Genomic DNA, 21,273 nt, shown 5'->3' on the forward strand with positions numbered 1-21,273 from the left:
GCGCTTTGAAGATTCGCTCACGGCAACGGCAGTAACGGAACCCTAGGATGGATCCATGGATCTCCATGAGGCCGCCCAGGAGCTGTATGCCGTGCTGCCTCGCGACTTCACCTCCGCACGAACGTCGTTGGTGCGCGTGGCCAAAGAAGACGGTAACAAGGAACTCGCACAAGAGATTGGCCGCCTGCCCAAGCCGGCCGCCGGCGCCTGGGCCATCAACATGCTGGCAGCCCACAGGCCGGAGGTGATTGACGGCGTCGTGCGTTTCGGCGCCTCCCTGCGCGCCGCCCAGGAAGAATCGGATGCCGCGGCGTTCCGCGAGCTCAGCCAGCAGCGGCAGGGGCAATTGACGTCCTCCGTCCACGCCGCAAAGGAACTTGCCGATGAATTGGGCGCGCCACTGAGCGCGGCCGCGGCATCGGACGTGGAACAAACACTCAGGGCAGCCATGGCCGACGCCGGAGCCGCGCGGGCCGTAGGCACGGGGAGGCTGGTGCGGGGGCTGAGCGGAAGTGGCTTCGAGTCCGTAGACCTGACGGACGCCGTCGCAGCGGCCTCTGCGGAGGACATCGCTGGCTCCGGCAGCGCGGCGGGGACCGAAGCAGGGCCGGCCGCGGAGCCAGTCCGGAAGAAAGCAGCTGCTGCCAAGGAAGCGGCAAACAAGGAAAAGGAACCGAAGGAACAAGCACCCAAGGAACAAGCAACTTCCCTGGCCGATCGCCGCGCGGCAAAACGTCAGGCTGCCTTGAAGCAGGCCCAGGACGAATTCCAGGCCGCCGACAGGGAGGCACAGGACGCCGAGAAGAAGGCTTCCGCGGCGTGGGAGGCCGTCAACGAGCTGGCTCGCCGGCGCTCGGACGTCGAGGCGGAAATTGCCGAGGTGAAGAAACGCCTGGCGTCGCTGGAAGCCGACCTCATTGGCCTTGCGCGTGATGCGGACTCCGCGGAGTCCGGCAAGAAGCTCGCAGTCAGGACGGCAACCCAACTCCGACGCAGCGCAGACCAGGCCCAGCGCCGCGTCGACCGGCTTGGCTAGCCCTTCGTCTTCTTGCCCACCGTCTTGTCCAGGTCATGGGTTGCCGGCCCCTCAAGATATGTCCCTTCGGGCGTGAACCTTGAACCGTGAAGCGGGCAGTCCCATGATTTCTCGGCGTCGTTCCAGGTCAGCAGGCCGCCCAAGTGGGCACAGCTGGCGGAGACCATGCAGACCTTGCCGTCCACGGTGGAAACCGCGGCGGGTTCGCCTTTGTACAACCCAACGACGCCGGTCCCTTCGGGTGGATGCGTCTCGTCTGTAATTTCGGGGTTCTTTCTGACTTTCGCCTTATCTTCGATCATTCGTTTCGCGGTACTGGCGTTGAGCCTCACGGCTTGAAGGGCCCCTTGGGGTGACGTCACCCGGTGATGGATGGTGGTGGCCCAGTCGGACTGACCGCCCAGAATGTCAGAGGTGATGGACAATGCAGCGGCGACGCCGTTGCTCATCCCCCACTTGTTGTAGCCGGTGCCGAAAAAGATCCTTCCGCGTCCACGGGGCAGCTTGCCGAAGAACGGCATGAGGTTGGTTGCCTGATAATCCTGTGCCGACCACCTGTGGGTGACCTCGGCGCCGGGGTAGTGCTGGTTGGCCCATCCCAGCAGGTCATCGAGATGCGACTGCGGCGACATCGCGCGGCCCGCGGTGTGGCCGTACCCGCCTACCAGGAGCAACTCGCCGTCAGGAGCGGGATAGGTACGCTGGGACCGGGTGGGCGCGTCGATGGACAGGTACATCCCTTGGGGTATGTGGCCCGGCATGCGAAGGGCGGCCGCGTAGGAACGGTTGGGTTCCAGCTTGGCGAAGTACAGGCCGCGGTCAAGGATGGGCGTTCCCGTGGCCACCACAACAGTGTCGGCCGTAAACGTGCCCCGGCTGGTGGAAACCCCAAGGGGCAGTTCTGAGCCCACATTCCGGACCTGCACGCCTTCGACGATCAGGCCACCGTGTTCCCGGATATCACTGGCGAGGGTCTCCAGGACATCCATGGGGTGGATCTGGGCCTGGTCTTCCAGCTCCAGCGCCTCCACAACCGGGAACGGCAATCCGGGATCGCGGCTGAAATGGACATCCAAACCCGCGTCCCGCGAAACGGCAGCTTCCTTCCGGAGCCGCTGGCCGCCGTCGTCGGTGGTGGCGAAGGTGACCGCGGTCCGGCGCTGGAAGGGGACGCCCTGCTGCTCCATGTACTGGGTGAGCCACGCCTGCCCCGTCTTGTTGGCTTCGACATAGGCCCGGACCACTTTGAGCGGATATTGGCCGCGCAGGGCCGACAACGCCCCACCTTGCAGGAGGCTCACTTTGCCCGTGGTGTTGCCGGTGGTCACCGCCCCCAAGGTGCGCGCCTCGAAGACCACCACGCGCTGACCGGAACGGGACAACAACAATGCCGCCACCATGCCCGTCAACCCGGCACCCACAACTATCGTGTCAAAGTGCTTTTCTTCGGGGACGGCATCGGATGTGAAGCGGGACTCCCTGTCCAACCACAGCGATTTCATGGATCGACCTGCCTCTCGATTCCGCTGGTACGCGGTAGGGAAACGCTAGGCCGGTCTCTGATGCTTATCAAGGGGTGGCAGCACCTGAGGCCAATGCCGCTGCTCGCCGAAGCTCAGGGTCGGGATCTTCAGCCCAGCGCTCGAGCACGCGTTCAGCGCGTTCCCTTGCCCGGCCTTCCAGCCGTGCCAGCAGCGGACCCACCACATCAGTGGCAAGCGGGTTCACCAGCTCCCTGGTGCCGGACTGCCTGATAAAGCCTTCGATCCGGGTGAGGTCTGTGTTAATGAGGACACCGACTTTGCTCTGCAGCAACACCACCGCGGCCAGACGGCGCTCAAAGACCGGCTGTTCCCACAATTCAGAGCTGAGCGCCGTGATCTCGTCATGGCCGAGGTTCTTGTAACGCTTCAGCGCATCCCGGATTGTCCCGCGAACGGCCCCCACGGAGGCGCCATACACTTTCAAGGCTTCGCCGAGACGCGCACTGGCCTCTTCTGCCCGCTCCCACGTCGATTCCATCTGCAGGGTGTAGTCCACGAATTCGCCAGCTTCACTCACCCGTCTATTTTGTCAGTGCCCGGTCTTAGCGTGATGACACCAGCAATCGACAGGAGCAACATGCCGTCCAAAGAGCTCGCAACCGAGGCCTCGTTTCCAGGCGTGCCGGCTGCGTCCTCCATGCCCGATTGGTACCCCACACTGCTCAACACCGTGGCCCGGGAAATCCGGGTGGGCAGGACCCGCGCCCAGGCCGCTGCCAACTCGGAGTTGCTGAACTCGTACTGGAGCATCGGACGCCAGCTCGTCGAGCGTGAATCCGAGCAAGGCTGGGGAGCAAAGGTGGTCACCCGCTTGTCCGCCGACATCCGCACCAGATTCCCTGAAGCCAAGGGCTTCTCCCCCAGGAACCTGCGCTACATGAAGAGCTTCGCCCAGGCATGGCCCGACTTTCCAATGTTGCAAGCGCCGCTTGCAACATTGCCCTGGTACCACCAGATCGCCTTGCTCGAAAAGCTCGACGACGCCGCAACGCGGCTTTGGTACGCAGCGGCGGCTGCCCGGCATGGCTGGTCGCGCAACGTGCTGACGCACCAGATCTCCACCCGCCTGCACGAGCGGTCAGGGCAAGCGATCACCAACTTCAAGGCCACCATGGTCCCCGCCGACTCGGACCTCGCCCAGCAGGCAACCAAGGACCCCTACGTCTTTGACTTCCTATCCATGACTGACCGTCACACCGAACGGGACCTGGAGCTGCAGTTGGTGAAGCACGTGGAGAAATTCCTTTTGGAACTGGGCCAGGGTTTTGCTTTTGTGGGCGAGCAAGTCCGGCTGGAGATTGCCGGCGACGAGTTCTTCGCCGACTTGCTGTTCTACCACCTGAAACTGCGCTGCTACATGGTGATCGAGCTGAAGGCCGTGAAGTTCGAGCCCGGCTTCCTCGGCCAGTTGGGTATGTACATGGCAGCGGTGGATGACCTCATGGCGCACCCTGACGACAAACCCACGATCGGGTTGCTGTTGTGCAAGGAGAAGAACAGCGTCGTGGCCGAGTACGCCTTACGCGGCTTCAACGCACCTGTGGGCATCGCGGAGTGGCGGACTTCCCTGGCCGACTCGTTGCCCGAGGAGTTGGTTGCGAGCCTGCCCAGCATTGAGGCCTTGGAAGCCGAGCTGGCGAGTGAGGCTGCCCGGCTACGGGGTTAGCCCGTCGGCTAATAATGTCGGAGCCTCCTGTCAAAGTAGGAACATGGGACGAAAGCCGGAGAGACCAGTGGGTGCAGGAGTCAGCGCCGCGCTGATGCCGGTTCCGTCTGACCGGGAGTTCCCCGCCGTTCCAGGCTCAGCCACTCCCAGCTCGATAAGCAGGGATCTGATCAACCAACTGCGGGTACTGGAAGACATGAAGTCGGCCATCTCGGGACTTCAGGCCAAAATCACTGTGGCCTTCGACCTTGCCCAACGCGCTGAGCAGGCTGAGGCCGGAGTCCCGGCTTCCGAGCGTGGCAAGGGTGTAGGCGCGCAAGTGGCGCTCGCCCGGCGGGAATCCCCAAACCGTGGCTCCCGACTCCTTGGCTTGGCCCGGGCATTGGTCACGGAGATGCCACACACCATGGCCGCCGTGGATGCGGGACTGTTGAATGAGTGGAGAGCCACCCTACTCGTCAAGGAGACCGCCTGCTTGTCCGTTGAGGATCGGGCGGCCGTGGATGAAGAGCTCGCGCCGGATACCGGAACCTTCGAAGGCGCCGGGGACAAGGCCATCATTGCCGCTGCTAAAGCCGCAGCCTATCGCCGTGATCCGCGTTCGGTAACCCAGCGGGCTGCACGTGCCGCGAATGAGAGGACCGTGAGTCTGCGGCCGGCACCTGACACGATGACCATCCTGACCGCCCTGCTTCCGGTAGCCCAAGGCGTCGCAGCCTACGCGGCACTCACGCGGGCCGCCGACTCAGCCCGGTCCCGTCCTGGTGGTGAGCAACGCGGTCGGGGCCAAGTTATGGCCGACACCCTGGTTGAGCGGATCACCGGTTCATCCGCCGGCTATTCCGGGATTGACCTGCAGCTGGTGATGACAGACCGCACCCTCCTGGCCAACGACTCCGAACCGGCGCGGCTGACCGGCTATGGGGTTGTCCCCGCCCAGTGGGCCAGAGACCTTGTATCCACAACGAAGACCCTCGGCGATCCCGACAGTGATTTCCATGTTTGGCTTCGCCGCCTCTACACAGCCCCCGGCACCGGGGAGCTCATCGCCGAGGACTCGAGGTCCCGCTTCTTTCCGCAGGGAATGCGCCGCTTCATAGAGGTTCGTGACAACCTGTGCCGGACACCGTACTGCGACGCGCCCATTCGGCACATCGACCACATAGTCCCCTGGCGTCGTGGCGGATCCACCTCGTTGGACAACGGCGCCGGACTTTGCGAAGCCTGCAACCACACTAAAGAAAACCCGGGTTGGAGCAGCACAACAGAGCCGGGCCGGAACGACACCGACTCCGTCCATACCTTGGAAGTCCGGACGCCCACCGGGCATAGCTACCGTTCCCAGGCTCCTCCCTTGCCGGGCCACCTGCGTGTCACGGCAGGTGGCACCTGAGCTGGCTACTCCCCTACAGGGAAAGCCACTCCTTCACCCACTACACGGAGGCAAAGTTCCGTGCCCGGCCTGGTGATCGACGCGTTCCAGTGCCGGATGGTAATGATCTCGCCACCGCCCGGGTAGCGATGGCTTTGGCCCTGCCCGGCCCCATCCAGGGCCGTGTAAGCGCCCAGCTTGATGCGCACCGTTGTTTCGGGGCCGAAGTAGTCGGTATCGACCACAACGCCACGGATCGGGCCATCCGGGGCAATCCGGATTTGTTCCGGGCGCAGCATGAGCTGGACCTTCCCCTGGGCCGGTGGTCGCCGGACGGCAATGCCACCGAGGGAACACGTCGCCAGGGAGCCCTCCATCCAAGCGTCGAGAATGACTGCTTCGCCCAGGAATTCTGCCGTGGCCCGGTCTGCCGGACGGGTGTACACCACGAAGGGGTTGCCGATCTGGGCCAGCCGCCCGCCACGCATGATGGCCACTTGGTCGGCGAAGGACAAGGCCTCTGCCTGATCGTGGGTGACCAGGATGGTGGTCACCCCTGCGGCGTTGAGAACTTTCGCCACGGCACGGCGGGTGGCCACCCTCAGGCCTGCGTCGAGGGCCGAGAAGGGCTCGTCCAGGAGCATCAGTTCCGGTTCGCGTGCCAGCGCACGGGCCAAGGCGACGCGTTGCTGTTGCCCGCCGGAGAGCTGATGCGGACGTCGCTTTGCCATGGCGGGGTCCAAGGAGACCATGTCCAACAGTTCTTCCACACGGGCCCGCACAGCCCGGCGGCCGCCGTCGAGCTTGCCGGCCTCCAAACCGAAGGCGACGTTCTGTCCAACGGTCAAGTGCGGGAACAGTGCACCGTCCTGGGCAACGTACCCGACGTGGCGTTTATGCGCCGGGACCTTGACTCCTTCTCCCGCCACGGGAAGGCCGTTCAAGCTGATGGAACCGGTGTTCGGATGTTCGAAGCCCGCGATGAGCCGAAGCAACGTGGTTTTACCGGAGCCGGACGGGCCAACGATGGCGGTGGTCCCGCCGCGGGCGACCGAGAGGTTCACTCCTTTAAGGACAGCCTGGGAACCGAAATTCTTGGTGACCTCGGAAATGTCCAGGTGTGAGTTCGTGGTCGGGGCCACGGAGGGTGCCACCCGGGGCGACGGAAGTCGGGAAGGGGCTTGTTCTGTCACTGTCCGGCTACTTTCTTGGACTGTTGGAAAAGCAGGTACGTCATGGGAGCCGAGAGCAGGATCATCAGCAAGGCATAGGGAGCTGCCCCGGTGTAGTCGATCTCGCTGCTTTTGCTCCAGAATTCGGTGGCCAGGGTCCGTGTACCGTTGGGCGCCAGGAGCAGCGTGGCCGTCAGTTCATTGACAATGGCCAGGAATACCAGGGCCGCTCCCCCGGCAGCGGCCGGGGCCGTGAGCCGCAGCGTCACCTTGAAGAACGACACCAAGGGGGCCTTGCCCAGGGATTGCGCAGCTTCGTCGAGTTCCTTGGGAGCCTGCGCGAGGCCGGAGCGCAGGTTGACCAACGCCCGGGGAAGGAACAGCAACACGTAGGCCGCAACGAGGACTCCTGCCGTCTGGTAGACACCTGGCACCACCCGGATGCTGACGGTCACAAAGGCCAGGCCAACGACAATTCCCGGAAGGGAACTGGTGACGTAGTTGGAGAGTTCAAGCAGCTTGCTGAACCAGCTGGGGTGCCGGACAGCCAGATAAGCCATGGGGAAGGCAACCACAGTGGTCACAGCCGCTCCAACAGCCCCGTACAGGAGGGTCTGAAGAAGTGCCGGAAGGAATTCCTCCGCCTCCCAGACCTCGGCGCCTCCTGCCATCACCCACTTCAGGACAAACCAGAGCGGCAAACCGAACGCCAGCGCAGTGAGCGCCAAGAGGCTCAGTTGGGCCGGCAGCTGGTAACCACCCAGCGGCAGCTGCGTGGTCTTGCCTTGGGCACCCGATCCGATGCGTGCATAGCGCGCCGTCCCGCGGCTCTTCACTTCAGCAAGGAGCAGGAACAGGCAGAGCACCACCAGGACGCTGGCCAGCATGTTGCCGGCGGCACCGTTGAACGTCGACTGGAACTGGACCATGATCGCCGTCGTGAAGGTGTCGAAGCGGATCATGGCGAAGGCGCCGTACTCGGCCAGGAGGTGCAGTCCAACGAGCAGGGCCCCGCCCGTCATGGCAATGCGGAGCTGGGGCACGACCACCCGGAAGAACACTGCCCACGGACCCAGCCCAAGGGAGGCGGCGGATTGCTCGATCGCCGGGTCCAGGCGGCCAAGCGTGGCAGCGGCGGGTATGTACACCAGCGGGAAGTAGGAAAGGGTCGCTATCAACACCCCGGACCACAGCCCTTCAAGGGACGGCACGGCCGAAACCCAGGCGTAGCTGTTGACGAATGCAGGGATAGCCAACGGGGCAGCCAATGCAACGGCCCACCAGCGGCGCCCCCGGAGCGTTGTCCGCTCCACCAGCCACGCACCACCGACCCCCAGCAGCAAGCACAGCGGGATGGTGATGACGGTCAGCAGGATCGTGTTGAGCAGCAGCTCACCCACGCGCGGGCGGACGATGAGCTGGACGGCGGTGTCCCAGCCGGTCGCGACGGTCATGTAGACGACGTAGCCCAGCGGAAGAAGCGAAAACAGGGCTATCAGCACTGCCAGGATGGACACGGTGGAAACGCCGAAAGGCGGGCGAGGGCGTTTGCCCTTGCCCGCCGTCGTCGTGCTTTCCGTTCCTTGTGGTCGGGAAGCCGGGAGGTCGGTGATCACAGAACTAGAGGAGCCCTGCCTTGGTCATCAGCTCGGTGACCTTGGCGGAGTTCAGCTTGGCCGGGTCCACGGTGGGAGCCTGCAGGTCCTTGATCGGGACGAGCTTGGCGTTGGCATCCACCTGAGAGGCGATGGCGTATTCGAAGGACGTGCCGTTCTTCAGGACTTCCTGGCCTTGCTTGCCGGTGATGAACTTCAGGAATGCTTGGGCAGCGGCCGCGTTCTTGGCGGACTTGAGGACGCCGCCACCGGAGACGGAAAGGAAAGCTCCCGGGTCCTGGTTCTTGAAGAAGTACGGGGTGACGTTCTTTGAGTTTTCGCCGGTCTTGGCTTGGTCGCCGTAGTAGTAATAGTGGTAGATCAGCGCGGCGTCGACTTCACCGGCGTTGACTGCCTTCATGGCCGTGCTGTTGCCCTTGTAGGCCTTGAAGTTTTCCTTCATGCCCTTGAGCCATTCCTCGGTTGCAGCTTCGCCCTTGAGCTCAAGCAGCGCGGCAACAATAGCCTGGAAGTCGGCGCCGGACGGCGACGCTGCCCACTTGCCCTTCCACTCCGGCTTGGCCAAATCGAGCATCGACTTGGGCAGCTGGTCGTCGCTGATCTTGTTCTTGTCGTACACCAGGACGGTGGAGCGGGCAGCGATGCCGGTCCATTTGCCGGTGGACGGACGGAATTCAGCGGGGACCTGGTCAAGGGTTGCCTTGTCCACGTCGGCGAAAAGCCCTGCGTTCTCTACCTGCGCCATTGCCGGAGAGTTCTCAGTCAGGAAGACGTCAGCCGGGGAAGCCTGGCCTTCCTGGACGATCTGGTTGGACAATTCCGTGTCCGAGCCCTGTCGGATGGTGACCTTAACGCCGGTCTCCTTGGTGAAGGCATCCACCCATTCCTTGGTCAGGGTGTCGTGCTGGGCGTTGTACACGGTGATTTCACCGGAGACTGTGCCTCCGGAGGCGGAACCGGAAGAAGCGGGGGCACTGCCGGCGTTGGAGCCGCAGGCGCTGAGGCCAAGTGCTGCGGTTGCCGCGAGGGCGATTCCGGCCAGCGCTTTCTTGGGGATGTTCATGGGGGGACTTCTTTCTGCGAACAAAAACTCTTGGGGGACCTTCGTCCGTGCAGGCCTGAGTGTTGGGAAGGCGCGCTTCTGTAAGAGTAGGTAAGGCTTGCCTACCTGCAAAGCCGGATGGCCTAAAAGTGATCAGTATCACCATAATTACGCAAGTCTTACATGACCTAATACTTCAAACGCTTGGCGGTCACCGGGCCGCTCAGAGCACAAAAAAACTCGGGACCAGCCGCTTCCGCAGCTGATCCCGAGCAGATTTCCGATCACTTGGACGAACTAGAACTCCCAGTCCTCATCTTCCGTGTTGACGGCCTTGCCGATCACATAGGAAGAGCCCGAGCCGGAGAAGAAGTCGTGGTTCTCGTCAGCGTTCGGGGACAGGGCCGACAGGATGGCCGGGTTCACGTCGGTGACCGAAGCCGGGAACATGGCCTCGTAGCCAAGGTTCATGAGGGCCTTGTTGGCGTTGTAGTGCAGGAACTTCTTGACGTCCTCGGCCAGGCCGACACCGTCGTAGAGGTCGTGGGTGTACTGGACTTCGTTCTCGTACAGCTCAAAGAGAAGTTCGAAGGTGTAGTCCTTGATTTCCTGCTTGCGGGCCTCGGAAACCTTCTCCAAGCCCTTCTGGAACTTGTAGCCGATGTAGTAGCCGTGCACGGCCTCGTCACGGATGATGAGGCGGATGAGGTCAGCCGTGTTCGTGAGCTTGGCGCGTGAGGACCAGTACATGGGCAGGTAGAAGCCCGAGTAGAACAGGAAGCTTTCCAGCAGAGTGGAAGCGACCTTGCGCTTCAGGGGATCGTCGCCTTGGTAGTAATCCATGACGATCTGCGCCTTCTTCTGCAGGTTCTCGTTTTCGAGCGACCAGCGGAAAGCGTCGTCAATCTCCTTGGTGGAGCACAGGGTGGAGAAGATGGACGAGTAGGACTTCGCGTGCACGGATTCCATGAAAGCGATGTTGGTGTACACGGCTTCTTCATGAGGAGTGATCGCATCCGGGATCAGCGAGACAGCGCCCACCGTGCCCTGGATGGTGTCCAGCAGGGTGAGGCCGGTGAAAACACGCATGGTGAGCTGCTGCTCATCCGGCGTGAGCGTGTGCCACGACTGGACGTCGTTGGACAGCGGCACCTTCTCCGGAAGCCAGAAGTTGTTGACCAGCCGGTTCCAGACTTCCACGTCCTTGTCGTCCTGGATCTTGTTCCAGTTGATGGCCTCGACGTGTGTCAGCAGCTTGACCTTTTCGGTCATTTCATCCCCTTTTAGCGTTGGGTTCTTAAGGTAAGCGTACGACGGCGGGTGGTGACCCGCCGTCGTGCTTTTCAGTTATGAGCGCGGCAACTACCGCAATTTATCAACCGTTGAAGGTCGATCACAGCATGCAGCTGACGCAACCCTCAACCTCGGTCCCTTCCAGCGCGAGCTGGCGGAGACGGATGTAGTAGAGCGTCTTGATGCCCTTGCGCCATGCGTAGATCTGAGCCTTGTTGATGTCACGCGTGGTGGCGGTGTCCTTGAAGAACAGCGTCAGGGACAAACCCTGGTCCACGTGCTGCGTGGCAGCGGCGTAGGTGTCGATGATTTTCTCGTAGCCGATTTCATAGGCATCCTGGTAGTACTCCAGGTTGTCGTTGGTCAGGTACGGAGCCGGGTAGTAGACGCGGCCGATCTTGCCTTCCTTGCGGATTTCGATCTTGGCGGCCACCGGGTGGATCGACGAGGTGGAGTTGTTGATGTAGCTGATGGAACCGGTAGGCGGAACGGCCTGGAGGTTCTGGTTGTAGATACCGTGCTCCATGACGGATGCCTTCAGCTCGCGCCAGTCATCCTGGGTGGGGATGTGGTGGCCGGCGAAGAGCTCGCGGACACGCTCCGTTGCCGGAACCCATTCCTGCTCGGTGTACTTGTCGAAGAACTCGCCGCTTGCGTAGGTGGACTTCTCGAAACCGCCGAACTTCTGGCCGGTCTCGATGGCCAGGCGGTTGGACGCGCGCAGGGCGTGGAACAGCACCGTGTAGAAGTAGATGTTGGTGAAGTCCAGGCCCTCTTCGGAACCGTAGTGGACGTGCTCACGGGCAAGGTAGCCGTGGAGGTTCATCTGGCCGAGGCCAATCGCGTGGCTCTGGGCGTTGCCCTGGGCGATCGAAGGCACCGAGTTGATGTACGACATGTCCGAGACAGCGCTGAGGGCGCGGATGGATGTCTCGATGGAAAGCCCGAAGTCCGGCGAATCCATGGTCTTGGCAATGTTCATCGAGCCCAGGTTGCAGGAGATGTCCTTGCCCACGGTCTCGTAGCTGAGGTCCTCGGCGTAGATGGACGGCGAGGAAACCTGCAGGATCTCCGAGCACAGGTTGCTCATGGTGATCTTGCCGTCGATCGGGTTGGCCCGGTTCACGGTGTCCTCGAACATGATGTACGGGTAGCCGGACTCGAACTGGATCTCCGCGAGGGTCTGGAAGAACTCGCGGGCGCTGATCTTGGTCTTCTTGATCCGGGAATCGTCGACCATCTCGTAGTACTTCTCGGTTACCGAGATGTCGGAGAACGGAACACCGTAAACCTTCTCGACGTCGTACGGCGAGAAGAGGTACATGTCCTCGTTCTTCTTTGCGAGCTCGAACGTGATATCCGGAACGACGACGCCCAAGGAGAGCGTCTTGATGCGGATCTTCTCGTCAGCGTTCTCGCGCTTGGTGTCCAGGAAGCGGTGGATGTCCGGGTGGTGCGCGTGCAGGTACACGGCGCCTGCACCCTGGCGGGCACCGAGCTGGTTGGCGTAGGAGAAGCTGTCTTCGAGGAGCTTCATGACGGGGATGACACCGGAGGACTGGTTTTCGATCTGCTTGATCGGGGCACCATGCTCACGGATGTTGGTGAGCGAGAGTGCTACACCGCCACCACGCTTGGACAGCTGAAGGGCGGAGTTGATGGCGCGGGCGATCGACTCCATGTTGTCTTCGATGCGGAGCAGGAAGCAGGAGACGAGCTCGCCACGCTGGGCCTTGCCGGCGTTCAGGAACGTCGGCGTAGCAGGCTGGAAGCGGCCGTCGATGATTTCGTCGACGAGGCGGTTGGCCAGCTCTTCATTGCCGCGGGCAAGGTGCAGGGCAACCATGCAGACACGGTCCTCGTAGCGCTCCAGGAAACGCTTGCCGTCAAAAGTCTTCAGCGTGTAGGACGTGTAGAACTTGAACGCGCCAAGGAAGGTCTCGAAGCGGAACTTCTTCTTGTAGGCGCGGTTGAAGAGCTCGCGGATGAAGTTCATCGTGTACTGGTCGAGGGTCTCGCGCTCGTAGTACTGGTTCTTGACCAGGTAGTCGAGCTTCTCTTCGAGATCGTGGAAGAACACGGTGTTGTTGTTCACGTGCTGCAGGAAGTACTGGTGCGCAGCTTCGCGGTCGGCTTCGAACTGGATCTCACCGTTCGGACCATACAGATTGAGCATGGCGTTGAGCTCGTGATAGCCCAGACCCTTATAGGCCTCAGGCAGCGGCTTCTTGGCCGTGTCCACAGCGCCCCCGGTTACTTCTGTTTCTGCGACAGTTGTGTCCAAAACTTTTCCAGCCCTTCGTTGACCCGTTGGACGTCTTCCGGCGTCCCCATGAGTTCAAATTTGTAAAGATGCGGCACTTTGCATTTCACGGAGATGATGTCTCCGGCTGCGCAGTAGTTGTCCGCGAAATTGGTGTTCCCTGCTCCGATAACACCGCGGATCAGTTCCCTGTTCCGGGGATCGTTCAGAAACCTGATGACCTGCTTCGGTACGGAACCTTCACCGTTGGTACCTCCATACGTCGGAAGTACCAGGACGAAGGGCTCCAGCGCCTGAAGCGGAGCGTCCTGGGCATAAAGCGGGATGCGGGCTGCGTCCCTGCCCAGTTTTTGGACGAATCGTTTGGTGTTCTCGGAGGTTGAGGAAAAGTAGATGAGGTGACTCCTCGTGGTGACAGCTTCCACAGCTCTGCGTGCGGTAGCCGCGGCCAGCGGTGCCATGGGAGTCACCTCAACTACATAGGAATTCTTGGTGTGGCGTGGTGGCGAAGTTTGAATGGAAACTTAGGCCACGGAGGAAACGGCCTGGGCCAGTTCCTCGATCTTGTCCGGGCGGAATCCGGACCAGTGGTCCTGCTCGGTTACGACAACCGGGGCCTGCATGTAACCCAGTGCCTTGAGGCGTTCAAGGGCCTCGGCGTCCTGGGAGATATCGACACTCTGGTAGGCGATGCCCTTCTTGTCGAGTGCCCGGTAGGTTGCGTTGCACTGAACACAGGCCGGCTTCGTGTAAACCGTTACGGTCATGATCCCTGTCCCCTAAGTTGAAGTCTGATTCTCTTCGTATCTGGCGGGCTCAACCGGAACTAACTACTGAATCCGATACCGGCCCGCAGGCTGCCGTGACAGCCAACACGCTCTTATTTAGTCTTGTGCTGGTTTCCCGCTCAATCCGTAAATCGATACTACATGTAGTGCAAGCGCCTCGCCGGAACCCCAAGATGATGTATTACAAGTATGTCATTCAATCCACCGCTCGTCCACAGGGCAAGGGGTTCAAAATGTCCGCAATTCCGCCAAACTGAGAGATGTCATCCACACCCTGTGGACTACTTAGCCACATTTAATCTTCAGCGTGTCGCCCCCGTCCGGCGTGTCGTGACACTTTGAAAATGTGGCGCGGCGAACAGCTAAAATCTGCTGATGGTCAACCTTCTCCACCTCCGGACGCTGATGGAGGTAACCCGGCTGGGTTCCTTCGCCGCCGCCGCCGCCCAACTGGGCTACACAGCCTCGGCAGTCTCCCAACAGATGGCTGCGCTGGAACGCGATACCGGCGTCGAGCTCTTCCAGCGCTCAGCACGAAGCGTGGTGCCGACGGAAGCCGCAGTGACCATGACGCGGCACGCCTCGAAGGTGCTGACAGACGTGGAAGCCCTCATGGCTGCAGCGTCCCGGACCACCGACTCCCCCGCCCAGGAACTGCGCCTGGGCATCTTCCCCAGCCTGGCAACCTACGTCTTGCCGGACATCCTCAGGAATGAAAGATGGAACGGGCTGGGCATCGAACTCAAAGTGTCCGTGGCCGAACCGGCGCAAACCATCCAGGGACTCCGCAGCGGTGGCGAGCTCGACGTGGCCCTCGTGTACCAGGTGGGACAGTCCGGTTTGGCGTGGCCGCATTCGCTCGAACGGCAGTGGATCGGCGACGACGACTTCCGCGTGGTCCTGCCGGCCTCCTGGAAAATCCGCGAGGATGCAGAGATCGAAGCCGCCCACCTCTCCGACATGCCGTGGATCGTCCACCACCCCGGCACCAGCGATGCATTGGTCATTGAGCGCCTGTTCGCCAGCTGCAACCTGCATCCCCGGGTGGTGGCCTACAGCGACGACTTCCACGCGAGCCTTGAAATGACCGCGGCGGGGCTTGGTGCCTCGCTGGTACCGGAACTGGCACTGCGGAACCGGCCGGCCGGCGTCGTGGTTCTTGATGTTCCGGACATCCGGCTGGCACGAAACGTCTTCGCCTTGTTGATCAACGAAAAGCGGACTGCCCAGGTCCAACTCTTCACCCAGCTACTGGCTGATACCCTCCGTGGCACGGCAGGCAAGAGCGGTCTCCACCCCCTGAAAACCACTCCTGTCAAGGGTCCGCAACGGCGCACGTGAAATATCCCCAAGTGCTGGAACGCACTGGATGTAGGGGTTAGATTGATCACATGGGCAAGGTAGCGAGCAAACATTTTGGGGAGATAGAGCTCAATCACGGGCGCGACCATTGCTTCGTCGCCAGACATGAGCTCGGCGGCAACCAGCTGGAACTGGACCTGAATGTCACCGCGCATGACCACTTCGACGAGGCGGCCCTGCGCAAGGTGGACTACCGTTTGCGTTTCCTGCCCGAACTGGTGGACCAGGTGCGCGAGATGATCGCCGACGAACTTGACCAGGACGGTACCAACCCCCAGCAGTTCCTCCATTTCCACTGTTCCCAGCTCAAAGAGGAACAGCTCGAGTCAGTCTTTGGTGTCCGCGACAAGGGCCAGCTCACCAATGACGTCTTCCTCAAAGCCCTCAAGCTCGGCCATGTGGCCATCTATCCCGGACAGCCCGAGCGCTATTTCGTCCTCGATTTCACCCTCGGCTCGCATTTCACGGACGAACTGCTGGTGGCCGCCGCGGACGAAGACGGCGTGGTGGATGACGAGATTTTGTGGGAGTAGCACGAGGCGTTTGACGCCCGACGGCGGGTAGGAGCCGATGGCAGTTTGACGACACCGGTCCTGCGGATGGTGAATCCTCGACGCCGGATCGGTCACCAGGGCTTCTCCACACCGGTACTGTCGTCGGGTCCGCGCAGATACTCGTCACGCTCCTGGCCCTCGCCCCGCTCGAGTTGGGCCTTCCGGGCACTCTCTTCGAGCTGCTGGAGTTGCTTCTCCTGCGGCGGCGTCGACGGTTGCGGCGTGGACGGTTGCGTGGCGTTGTCCTTGGACTCGTCGCCTCGGTCCTTCTGTCCGTTAAGCCGGTCCTTGGCTGCCGCAAGGGCGTCCCCCTCCCCCGCCGCATTCGCAGGTCCTGGCTGCTGGCATTGGGCGGGCGCTGCCTCGATCACCGCCAAGGCTTCGCGGACAAGCCTGTCCTTGGCCTGCGGATCAGGTGCCGAATCCGCAAGCTTCTCCACACTCAGCACGAGGTTCACGCGGATCCTGCACTCGTCCACTCCAACGCCGGCCCTCAACGCAGCCTCGAAGTCCGCCCGTGCAGCAGCAAAGTCGCCGGCCAGGACCTTTGCATCTCCGGAAGCGAACGGGGCCTTATGGGGTTCAAGCACGTTGGCCACCCCAAGCCAGGATGCCGCCTGCGCCACCTCGCCCTGCTTTCCTGCCGTGAAGGAGCTTTCCGCCGCGCCACCCAATATGCCCACACTCAGGAGTTTCGCAGCGGCTGCGAGCGCCAGGAGGGCAACAGGAGCCGACCAGAGCGCGAGGCGACGGTTTCGTCGTCGTGGATTCATGGCGGTCATCAGCTTTGCTCTTTCGACTGCGGACTCCGGGCCGCCCGAAGCGCGCCCAGGTGCCTGAATGGTTCCGGGAGGGCCAGGACGAAAGCCGCCAGTGCGAGCAGCCAGTAGAGCTCGATCCTGCCCGGCACATCCGAGTCACCCGCGGAGACGGCTCCGGGCTGCGCTTTTTCGAGCATGTCGGATACGGGTCCGGTGCCGGTCCGGTGGGTGTAGGGGACATTGAGTTGACCTGCGATGGTGCGCAGCTGCGTTTCGTCGATTGTCGAGATCGCGTCCTGGCCTCCGCCGGAGCTTCGATCCTTCACGTAGGTGGGGGCGCTCTTTGAGGAGTCCTTCATGCGCCCTCCGGCGGCAGTCCCGTATCCAAGGACTGCTCCCCCGGCCACGTTGGCTCCATCCATGGGCGACGGAGCCGTATTACTGGTGTTCTCGCCGTCGCCTGCATAGAAGACCAGGGCTGGCCGCCCCGGGTGCTGTTCCTGCGCGGCGGCGAGCCTTTCCTTGAGGAGTTGACCGGCTCCGCTCACGCTGCTGCCCTTGGCGTAGCGGGGATTCTGGGGCTGGAGCGTAGCCATGCTGGTTTGCAGTGCACTGGCATCCTGGGACAACGGCATGCGGACGGTGGCTTTGTCATCGAAGGTGATCAGGGAGAATTTGGCTCCGGCGAGCTCCTCTGCGATCGCCATGACGTCCTGCCGGACTCCCGCCAGCCGGGTGCCGGTTCCGTTGTAGTCTTCGGCTGCCATGCTGGTGCTGCTGTCCACGACAAAGAAGACGTCCAGGTCCGCGGACGTGGTGTTGGCCTGCCCGCCGGCCCAGCCCGGCCGCAGGGCGGCAAGCAGGAGGAGCACGACGACGACGCACCGGATCACCGCCTGGCGCACGGCGCGCCGTGACCGGCTTTGCACCGGGCTGCCGCCGTTGTGCCTGATAAGGGGGAAGGCCGTCCAGACAGTGAACGCGATGGCGCCCAGGCCCAGGGCTGCGAGGACAGGCCAGGGCAGGATCGGGGCCAAGGTCAGGGCGTTGTTCATCATCGATCGAGCCTCCTTCCCAGTACCAGCATTCCCAGCCCGGCCAACAGCGCGACGCCCAGGGGCCAGGCGGGTGCATCGGCAACAACGGAGCGCGGGGCCGACAAGTAGGCGGTGGCCTCGGTCTCCTGGACCTGGCGGACGATACGCGGCACGGCATCTGGGCTGTCCAGGGTGGAATAGGTGCCGCCTGTCGCCTCCGCGGTCGCCTTGAGCTGCGCACCAGGTTGTCCGGAATCATCCCCGTAGTCCATGTCGCTGGGATTGAGGGCGTGAACCTTCACGTTCTTGCCGGCGGCCAAGGCGCCCGCTTCGGACAGGGAGAAGATCGACGCACCGGAAACAAAGTTATCGGTGGCTAGCACCACGGACCGCGAGCGCTTGGTGTCCTCCGCGGTGACGCCATTGCTGGCTGTGTCCGGGAAGCTCTGGACACAGGAGGCGAGTCCATCACCGATGAGTGATGAGCCTTCCCCGTTCCAGGTGCCGTCGAAGAACGAGCCCGCACCGTCCGCCAAGGCTTTTTCGGCTTGGGTGAGCTGTTCCTCGGCATAGTCGTAATCATCGGTGAGGGGAAACAACTGGACACTGCTGCTGTCGAAGATGACCATGCCGATCCTCTCCCCGTCGAACTCCTTGGCGAGGTCCTTGAACACAGCTGCCAAGGCCGCATCGGTGCTGGTCATTGATCCGGAGACATCCAGACACAGGACGATGTCCCTGTTGCGGATCTCCGGTTGTTCGGTGGAGCGCAGGGCCGGGCGGGCGGCAGTGATCGCCGCTGCTGCCAGGAACAGGCCTGCCAGCAGTGCGGCGAGGACCAGCCGGGCCCGGTAGCGGCGAAGGGCACGCTGGTATTCGGGCAGGTCGGTGAGCCGGTCGCCATGGGCAATAGCCCGGGTCAGCACTGGCCGCCGGCGCCGGAGGTACAGCAGGGTACTGACCGCCACCGCTGCGGCTGCCAGCGGCAGAATCCACCAGTAGGTCAGTTCCATGCCTGAACCACCTGGCGGGCAATATCGGCAGAGTGGCTTACTGATTGAATCGGCTGGGCCGAAAATTCACTGGGATAGATTTCCGCGATCCCGTCGGCCAGGCCATGCAAGCCCTGACGGCGCAACTCAGCCAGGGTCATTGAGGTGACGGGAAGTGCTGTGGCAGCTCCAGCGAACTCCCTCACGAGGAAGCTGAGCCTCTGGTGGGCGTCGCGCACCGGCACCCGCCCGGCGTCGGCATCCCTTGCGGTTGCCTCTATCGCGTCCAGGCAGGATGACCGCAGTGCTTCCAGGTCCGGTTGTCCACCCGTCTGCCCGGCGGGCCCGGGTGCCCGTTGTGGCCGGAAAAGCCATCCGTACCATCCTGCGACCAGCACAAGGAGGAGGATCCCCAGCCACATCCACTGGGCCTGGTATTGAAATGGTGCGTAGAACGTGGTTTCAGCCGGCACCCTGACCCCTTTCCAGCCCGCCCCGGGAAGCGAGTGCTCCCTGGCGGTGCTTTTCCAGAAGGGCGAAGACCGTCGTTACGACGTCATCGCTGCCGGTGGTTTGTTGTTCGGCGATACCCAAGCGGCGGAAAAGGTCCCTGCGCTGGTCCGCACGCTGGGTCATCGCCCGCTTGTAAGCGGCCCGTACTGCCCGGTCTGCGGCAAGCGGGAGCGGTATGCCGGAGCCGGTACCGATGTCCCTACTGTCCTCTTGACCCGGCGCGTCCGGCCCTGGTGCGAGATCGGCGTCGCGGACCGTGAGCCAAAGAAGTTCATGCCGTGCCCGTAGCCTGCGCATCAGGTCCGCGGTACGGGCATCAGGCAGAACCTCATCGGCAACAACCACCACCAGCATCCGTCCTTTGATGAACCGCAGGACGTAGTCCATCTGCTCTGCTATGTCACTGGGACGGGCGTCCGGACTGATGCTTGAGTCGATCTCCCGCAGCAGCCTCTCCAGATGTTCCTCGCCGCTTTTGGGAGGCCTGTACCGGGAGCCGCCCGCATGTCCGTGCACGAGGCCTACGTCGTCGCCGTGACGGCAGGCGAGGTACCCAATGACTCCCGCCGCATGAACAGCGATGTCCTTTTTGTTTTCCCCGGAAAGAGCTTCTGCTGCCATGTTCCTGCCGGTGTCCACCAGCAACAGCACTGAGTGGCGTCGAATGGCCACGTAGCGCTTGACGAGGGGCGAGCCATGCCGTGCTGTGGCTTTCCAGTCAATGTCCCTGACTTCGTCGCCGGGGACGTAGGTGCGCAGCTCATCGAAATCCAGGCTTCGGCCTTTGAAAACCGAACCGTACTCGCCGTCGAGCAGGGTGAGGGTCCTGCGGTGGGCGAAGATGAACATCTTCGACTTAACGCGTCTGAGGAGGCTGGGCACCTGCCGCCCCGTTACGGCGTCTGGACGGACGCCAGGACGGCATCGATGACGGTCTCCACGGCAACGCCCTCCACGACGGCGTCGAAGCCGAGGATGATGCGGTGGCGCAGGACGCGGTGGGCGAGGTTCTTCACGTCCTCGGGGATGACGTGATCGCGTCCGTTGAGCAGGGCCAAGGCCCGTGCCGCCTGGCTGAAGGCGATACTGGCCCGCGGGCTGGCCCCGAACTCCACGAGGTTGGCAAGGTGGGGTTCCAGGTACTGTGACGCGTTGCGGGTGACATAGGCCAGACCAACGATGTACCGGACGATGGCCGGGTCGATGTAGACCCGACGCACGAGTTCCTGGACCTGAACCACCGCATCGAGGGACGCGGCCGCCGGCGGTTTCTGCCCGGCACTGAACACGCCGGCGTCGATCCGGCGGATGACCTCGGCTTCTTCGGCAGGGCTGGGATAGTCCAGGACATCCTTGAGCATGAACCTGTCCATCTGCGCTTCGGGAAGGCGGTAGGTGCCCTCCTGCTCAATCGGGTTTTGCGTAGCGAGCACCAGGAACGGCTGCGGCAGCGGATAGGATTCCCCGCCGATCGAGGTCTGCCGTTCCTGCATGGCCTCGAGCATGGCACTTTGGGTTTTCGCGCTGGATCGGTTGATCTCATCCAGCAGGACGATGTTGGCGTGGACCGGCCCCAGCTGCGTGACGAAGGTGCCCTTGGCGGCGTCGAAAATCTGGGTTCCCGCGATGTCGCTGGGAAGCAGGTCCGGGGTGCACTGGATCCGGCGGAAGTCGGCACTGACCGATTCCGCGATGGCCTGGGCTGCCGTGGTCTTGGCCAGTCCGGGAACGCTCTCCAACAGCACATGCCCGCCGGTGAGCAAGCCGATCACCAAGGTCTCCCGCAGCCGGGTTTGGCCCACTACCTTGTTTTCGAAGCTCCGGACTATGCTGCCCACTAGTTGCTGGGCGCGTGCCATGTCCGGTGCATCGATTCCGGCCGTGGCTGTGGTCTGGTGCACTGGGGTCCCCTCGCTGGCGTTATGAGTCGTGCCGCAAGCGGTGGGCTTTGTCTTTCCGCCTGCATCGGCCACTCTATCCAAACGGCCCCCGGTCGAGGCCGCAATGGGTACCCCTCCCCATGGGGGCGCCGGAGGTCTATCCTTTTGCCATGCATCAGCTACCAGCCGCCTATCAGAATTATCTGGCATCGCAGGACCAGCACGTCATCGATGCCGTACGTCCCGTTCTCCTCCAGTCAGCAGCCGACCAGCGGCACGGTGTCCGCATCACCTTCAACCGGGGACCTACTGGGCACCAGGCTCACGTGGACGAGTCAATTCCCTTCGGCGAGATCATCGAAGACATCGACTGAACCGTCGC

At 62.7% G+C, this 21,273-nt stretch carries 21 protein-coding genes; 6 read left to right on the forward strand and 15 right to left on the reverse strand.

Features of this window, described 5'->3' with window-relative positions; genetic code table 11:
• Positions 1 to 55: 55 nt before the first annotated feature.
• Positions 56 to 1,036, forward strand: coding sequence for a hypothetical protein (locus AB4Y81_RS01465; RefSeq protein WP_422757012.1), 981 nt, complete (start codon positions 56 to 58; stop codon positions 1,034 to 1,036).
• Here AB4Y81_RS01465 and AB4Y81_RS01470 read toward each other — a convergent pair.
• Positions 1,033 to 2,538 carry an FAD-dependent oxidoreductase gene (locus AB4Y81_RS01470; RefSeq protein ID WP_413304701.1) on the reverse strand — a complete coding sequence of 502 codons (1,506 nt, stop codon included), beginning with the start codon at positions 2,536 to 2,538 and terminating at the stop codon, positions 1,033 to 1,035. The two genes, AB4Y81_RS01465 and AB4Y81_RS01470, sit on opposite strands and share 4 nt — an antisense overlap.
• A gap of 67 nt (positions 2,539 to 2,605) precedes the next feature.
• Positions 2,606 to 3,097: a DNA alkylation repair protein gene (locus AB4Y81_RS01475; protein ID WP_039241721.1), complete on the reverse strand. Its 492-nt coding sequence runs from the start codon at positions 3,095 to 3,097 to the stop codon at positions 2,606 to 2,608.
• 60 nt (positions 3,098 to 3,157) lie between these two features.
• On the opposite strand from AB4Y81_RS01475, the gene AB4Y81_RS01480 reads away from it, so the two are divergent.
• Both AB4Y81_RS01480 and AB4Y81_RS01485 read left to right on the forward strand, forming a co-directional pair.
• Positions 3,158 to 4,246 carry a PDDEXK nuclease domain-containing protein gene (locus AB4Y81_RS01480; protein ID WP_441994924.1) on the forward strand — a complete coding sequence of 363 codons (1,089 nt, stop codon included), beginning with the start codon at positions 3,158 to 3,160 and terminating at the stop codon, positions 4,244 to 4,246.
• Between the two features lie 43 nt (positions 4,247 to 4,289).
• Entirely contained in the window at positions 4,290 to 5,639 is a 1,350-nt protein-coding gene (locus AB4Y81_RS01485; RefSeq protein WP_441994926.1) for an HNH endonuclease, read from the forward strand.
• Positions 5,640 to 5,644: 5 nt separating this feature from the next.
• On the opposite strand, the gene AB4Y81_RS01490 is transcribed toward AB4Y81_RS01485, so the two are convergent.
• The 7 genes from AB4Y81_RS01490 to nrdH all read right to left on the reverse strand — a co-directional run bounded on the left by AB4Y81_RS01490 (position 5,645) and on the right by nrdH (position 13,771).
• Positions 5,645 to 6,760 carry an ABC transporter ATP-binding protein gene (locus tag AB4Y81_RS01490; protein ID WP_441994927.1) on the reverse strand — a complete coding sequence of 372 codons (1,116 nt, stop codon included), beginning with the start codon at positions 6,758 to 6,760 and terminating at the stop codon, positions 5,645 to 5,647.
• 47 nt (positions 6,761 to 6,807) lie between these two features.
• A complete protein-coding gene (locus tag AB4Y81_RS01495; protein WP_179128429.1) occupies positions 6,808 to 8,406 on the reverse strand; it encodes an ABC transporter permease in 1,599 nt (532 codons plus the stop codon).
• A 4-nt stretch (positions 8,407 to 8,410) separates the two neighbouring features.
• Positions 8,411 to 9,469 carry an iron ABC transporter substrate-binding protein gene (locus AB4Y81_RS01500; RefSeq protein ID WP_039241728.1) on the reverse strand — a complete coding sequence of 353 codons (1,059 nt, stop codon included), beginning with the start codon at positions 9,467 to 9,469 and terminating at the stop codon, positions 8,411 to 8,413.
• Positions 9,470 to 9,745: 276 nt separating this feature from the next.
• Positions 9,746 to 10,720, reverse strand: coding sequence for a class 1b ribonucleoside-diphosphate reductase subunit beta (gene nrdF, locus AB4Y81_RS01505; protein ID WP_011775019.1), 975 nt, complete (start codon positions 10,718 to 10,720; stop codon positions 9,746 to 9,748).
• 121 nt (positions 10,721 to 10,841) lie between these two features.
• Positions 10,842 to 12,983: a class 1b ribonucleoside-diphosphate reductase subunit alpha gene (nrdE, locus tag AB4Y81_RS01510; RefSeq protein ID WP_018777793.1), complete on the reverse strand. Its 2,142-nt coding sequence runs from the start codon at positions 12,981 to 12,983 to the stop codon at positions 10,842 to 10,844.
• Between the two features lie 11 nt (positions 12,984 to 12,994).
• Entirely contained in the window at positions 12,995 to 13,465 is a 471-nt protein-coding gene (gene nrdI / locus AB4Y81_RS01515) for a class Ib ribonucleoside-diphosphate reductase assembly flavoprotein NrdI (RefSeq protein ID WP_018777794.1), read from the reverse strand.
• Positions 13,466 to 13,528: 63 nt separating this feature from the next.
• Positions 13,529 to 13,771, reverse strand: a complete 243-nt coding sequence (gene nrdH / locus AB4Y81_RS01520; protein ID WP_011775022.1) for a glutaredoxin-like protein NrdH — start codon at positions 13,769 to 13,771, stop codon at positions 13,529 to 13,531.
• A 396-nt stretch (positions 13,772 to 14,167) separates the two neighbouring features.
• Here nrdH and AB4Y81_RS01525 point away from each other — a divergent pair, with 396 nt between their 5' ends.
• Together AB4Y81_RS01525 and AB4Y81_RS01530 are read left to right on the forward strand one after the other, a co-directional pair.
• On the forward strand, positions 14,168 to 15,133 hold the full coding sequence (locus AB4Y81_RS01525; protein WP_189075493.1) for a LysR family transcriptional regulator: 966 nt from the start codon (positions 14,168 to 14,170) through the stop codon (positions 15,131 to 15,133).
• A gap of 50 nt (positions 15,134 to 15,183) precedes the next feature.
• Positions 15,184 to 15,687: a DUF2004 domain-containing protein gene (locus tag AB4Y81_RS01530; protein WP_079582192.1), complete on the forward strand. Its 504-nt coding sequence runs from the start codon at positions 15,184 to 15,186 to the stop codon at positions 15,685 to 15,687.
• Between the two features lie 92 nt (positions 15,688 to 15,779).
• On the opposite strand, the gene AB4Y81_RS01535 is transcribed toward AB4Y81_RS01530, so the two are convergent.
• The 6 genes from AB4Y81_RS01535 to AB4Y81_RS01560 are packed head-to-tail and all read right to left on the reverse strand — an operon-like array spanning position 15,780 to position 20,912.
• Positions 15,780 to 16,490: a hypothetical protein gene (locus AB4Y81_RS01535; RefSeq protein WP_431229294.1), complete on the reverse strand. Its 711-nt coding sequence runs from the start codon at positions 16,488 to 16,490 to the stop codon at positions 15,780 to 15,782.
• Positions 16,490 to 17,527: a vWA domain-containing protein gene (locus AB4Y81_RS01540; RefSeq protein WP_039241737.1), complete on the reverse strand. Its 1,038-nt coding sequence runs from the start codon at positions 17,525 to 17,527 to the stop codon at positions 16,490 to 16,492. Before AB4Y81_RS01540 ends, AB4Y81_RS01535 begins: the two co-directional genes overlap by 1 nt.
• Complete coding sequence (locus AB4Y81_RS01545; protein WP_431229296.1) at positions 17,524 to 18,519, reverse strand: vWA domain-containing protein; 996 nt, start codon at positions 18,517 to 18,519, stop codon at positions 17,524 to 17,526. The genes AB4Y81_RS01540 and AB4Y81_RS01545 overlap by 4 nt, the downstream gene beginning before the upstream one ends.
• The gene (locus tag AB4Y81_RS01550; protein WP_441994933.1) at positions 18,510 to 18,971 is read right to left on the reverse strand and encodes a hypothetical protein; all 462 of its coding nucleotides are present in this window, start codon (positions 18,969 to 18,971) and stop codon (positions 18,510 to 18,512) included. Before AB4Y81_RS01550 ends, AB4Y81_RS01545 begins: the two co-directional genes overlap by 10 nt.
• A complete protein-coding gene (locus AB4Y81_RS01555; protein WP_441994935.1) occupies positions 18,961 to 19,893 on the reverse strand; it encodes a DUF58 domain-containing protein in 933 nt (310 codons plus the stop codon). The genes AB4Y81_RS01550 and AB4Y81_RS01555 overlap by 11 nt, the downstream gene beginning before the upstream one ends.
• Positions 19,894 to 19,904: 11 nt before the next feature.
• Positions 19,905 to 20,912 (reverse strand): AAA family ATPase, encoded by a 1,008-nt coding sequence (locus tag AB4Y81_RS01560; RefSeq protein WP_018777802.1) that lies wholly within the window; start codon positions 20,910 to 20,912, stop codon positions 19,905 to 19,907.
• Positions 20,913 to 21,061: 149 nt separating this feature from the next.
• Between AB4Y81_RS01560 and AB4Y81_RS01565 the strand changes: the two genes are divergently transcribed.
• On the forward strand, positions 21,062 to 21,265 hold the full coding sequence (locus tag AB4Y81_RS01565; RefSeq protein WP_227453649.1) for a hypothetical protein: 204 nt from the start codon (positions 21,062 to 21,064) through the stop codon (positions 21,263 to 21,265).
• Positions 21,266 to 21,273 lie beyond the last annotated feature (8 nt).

The organism is Paenarthrobacter sp. TAF1 (assembly GCF_052113825.1).
Taxonomy (GTDB): domain Bacteria; phylum Actinomycetota; class Actinomycetes; order Actinomycetales; family Micrococcaceae; genus Arthrobacter; species Arthrobacter nicotinovorans.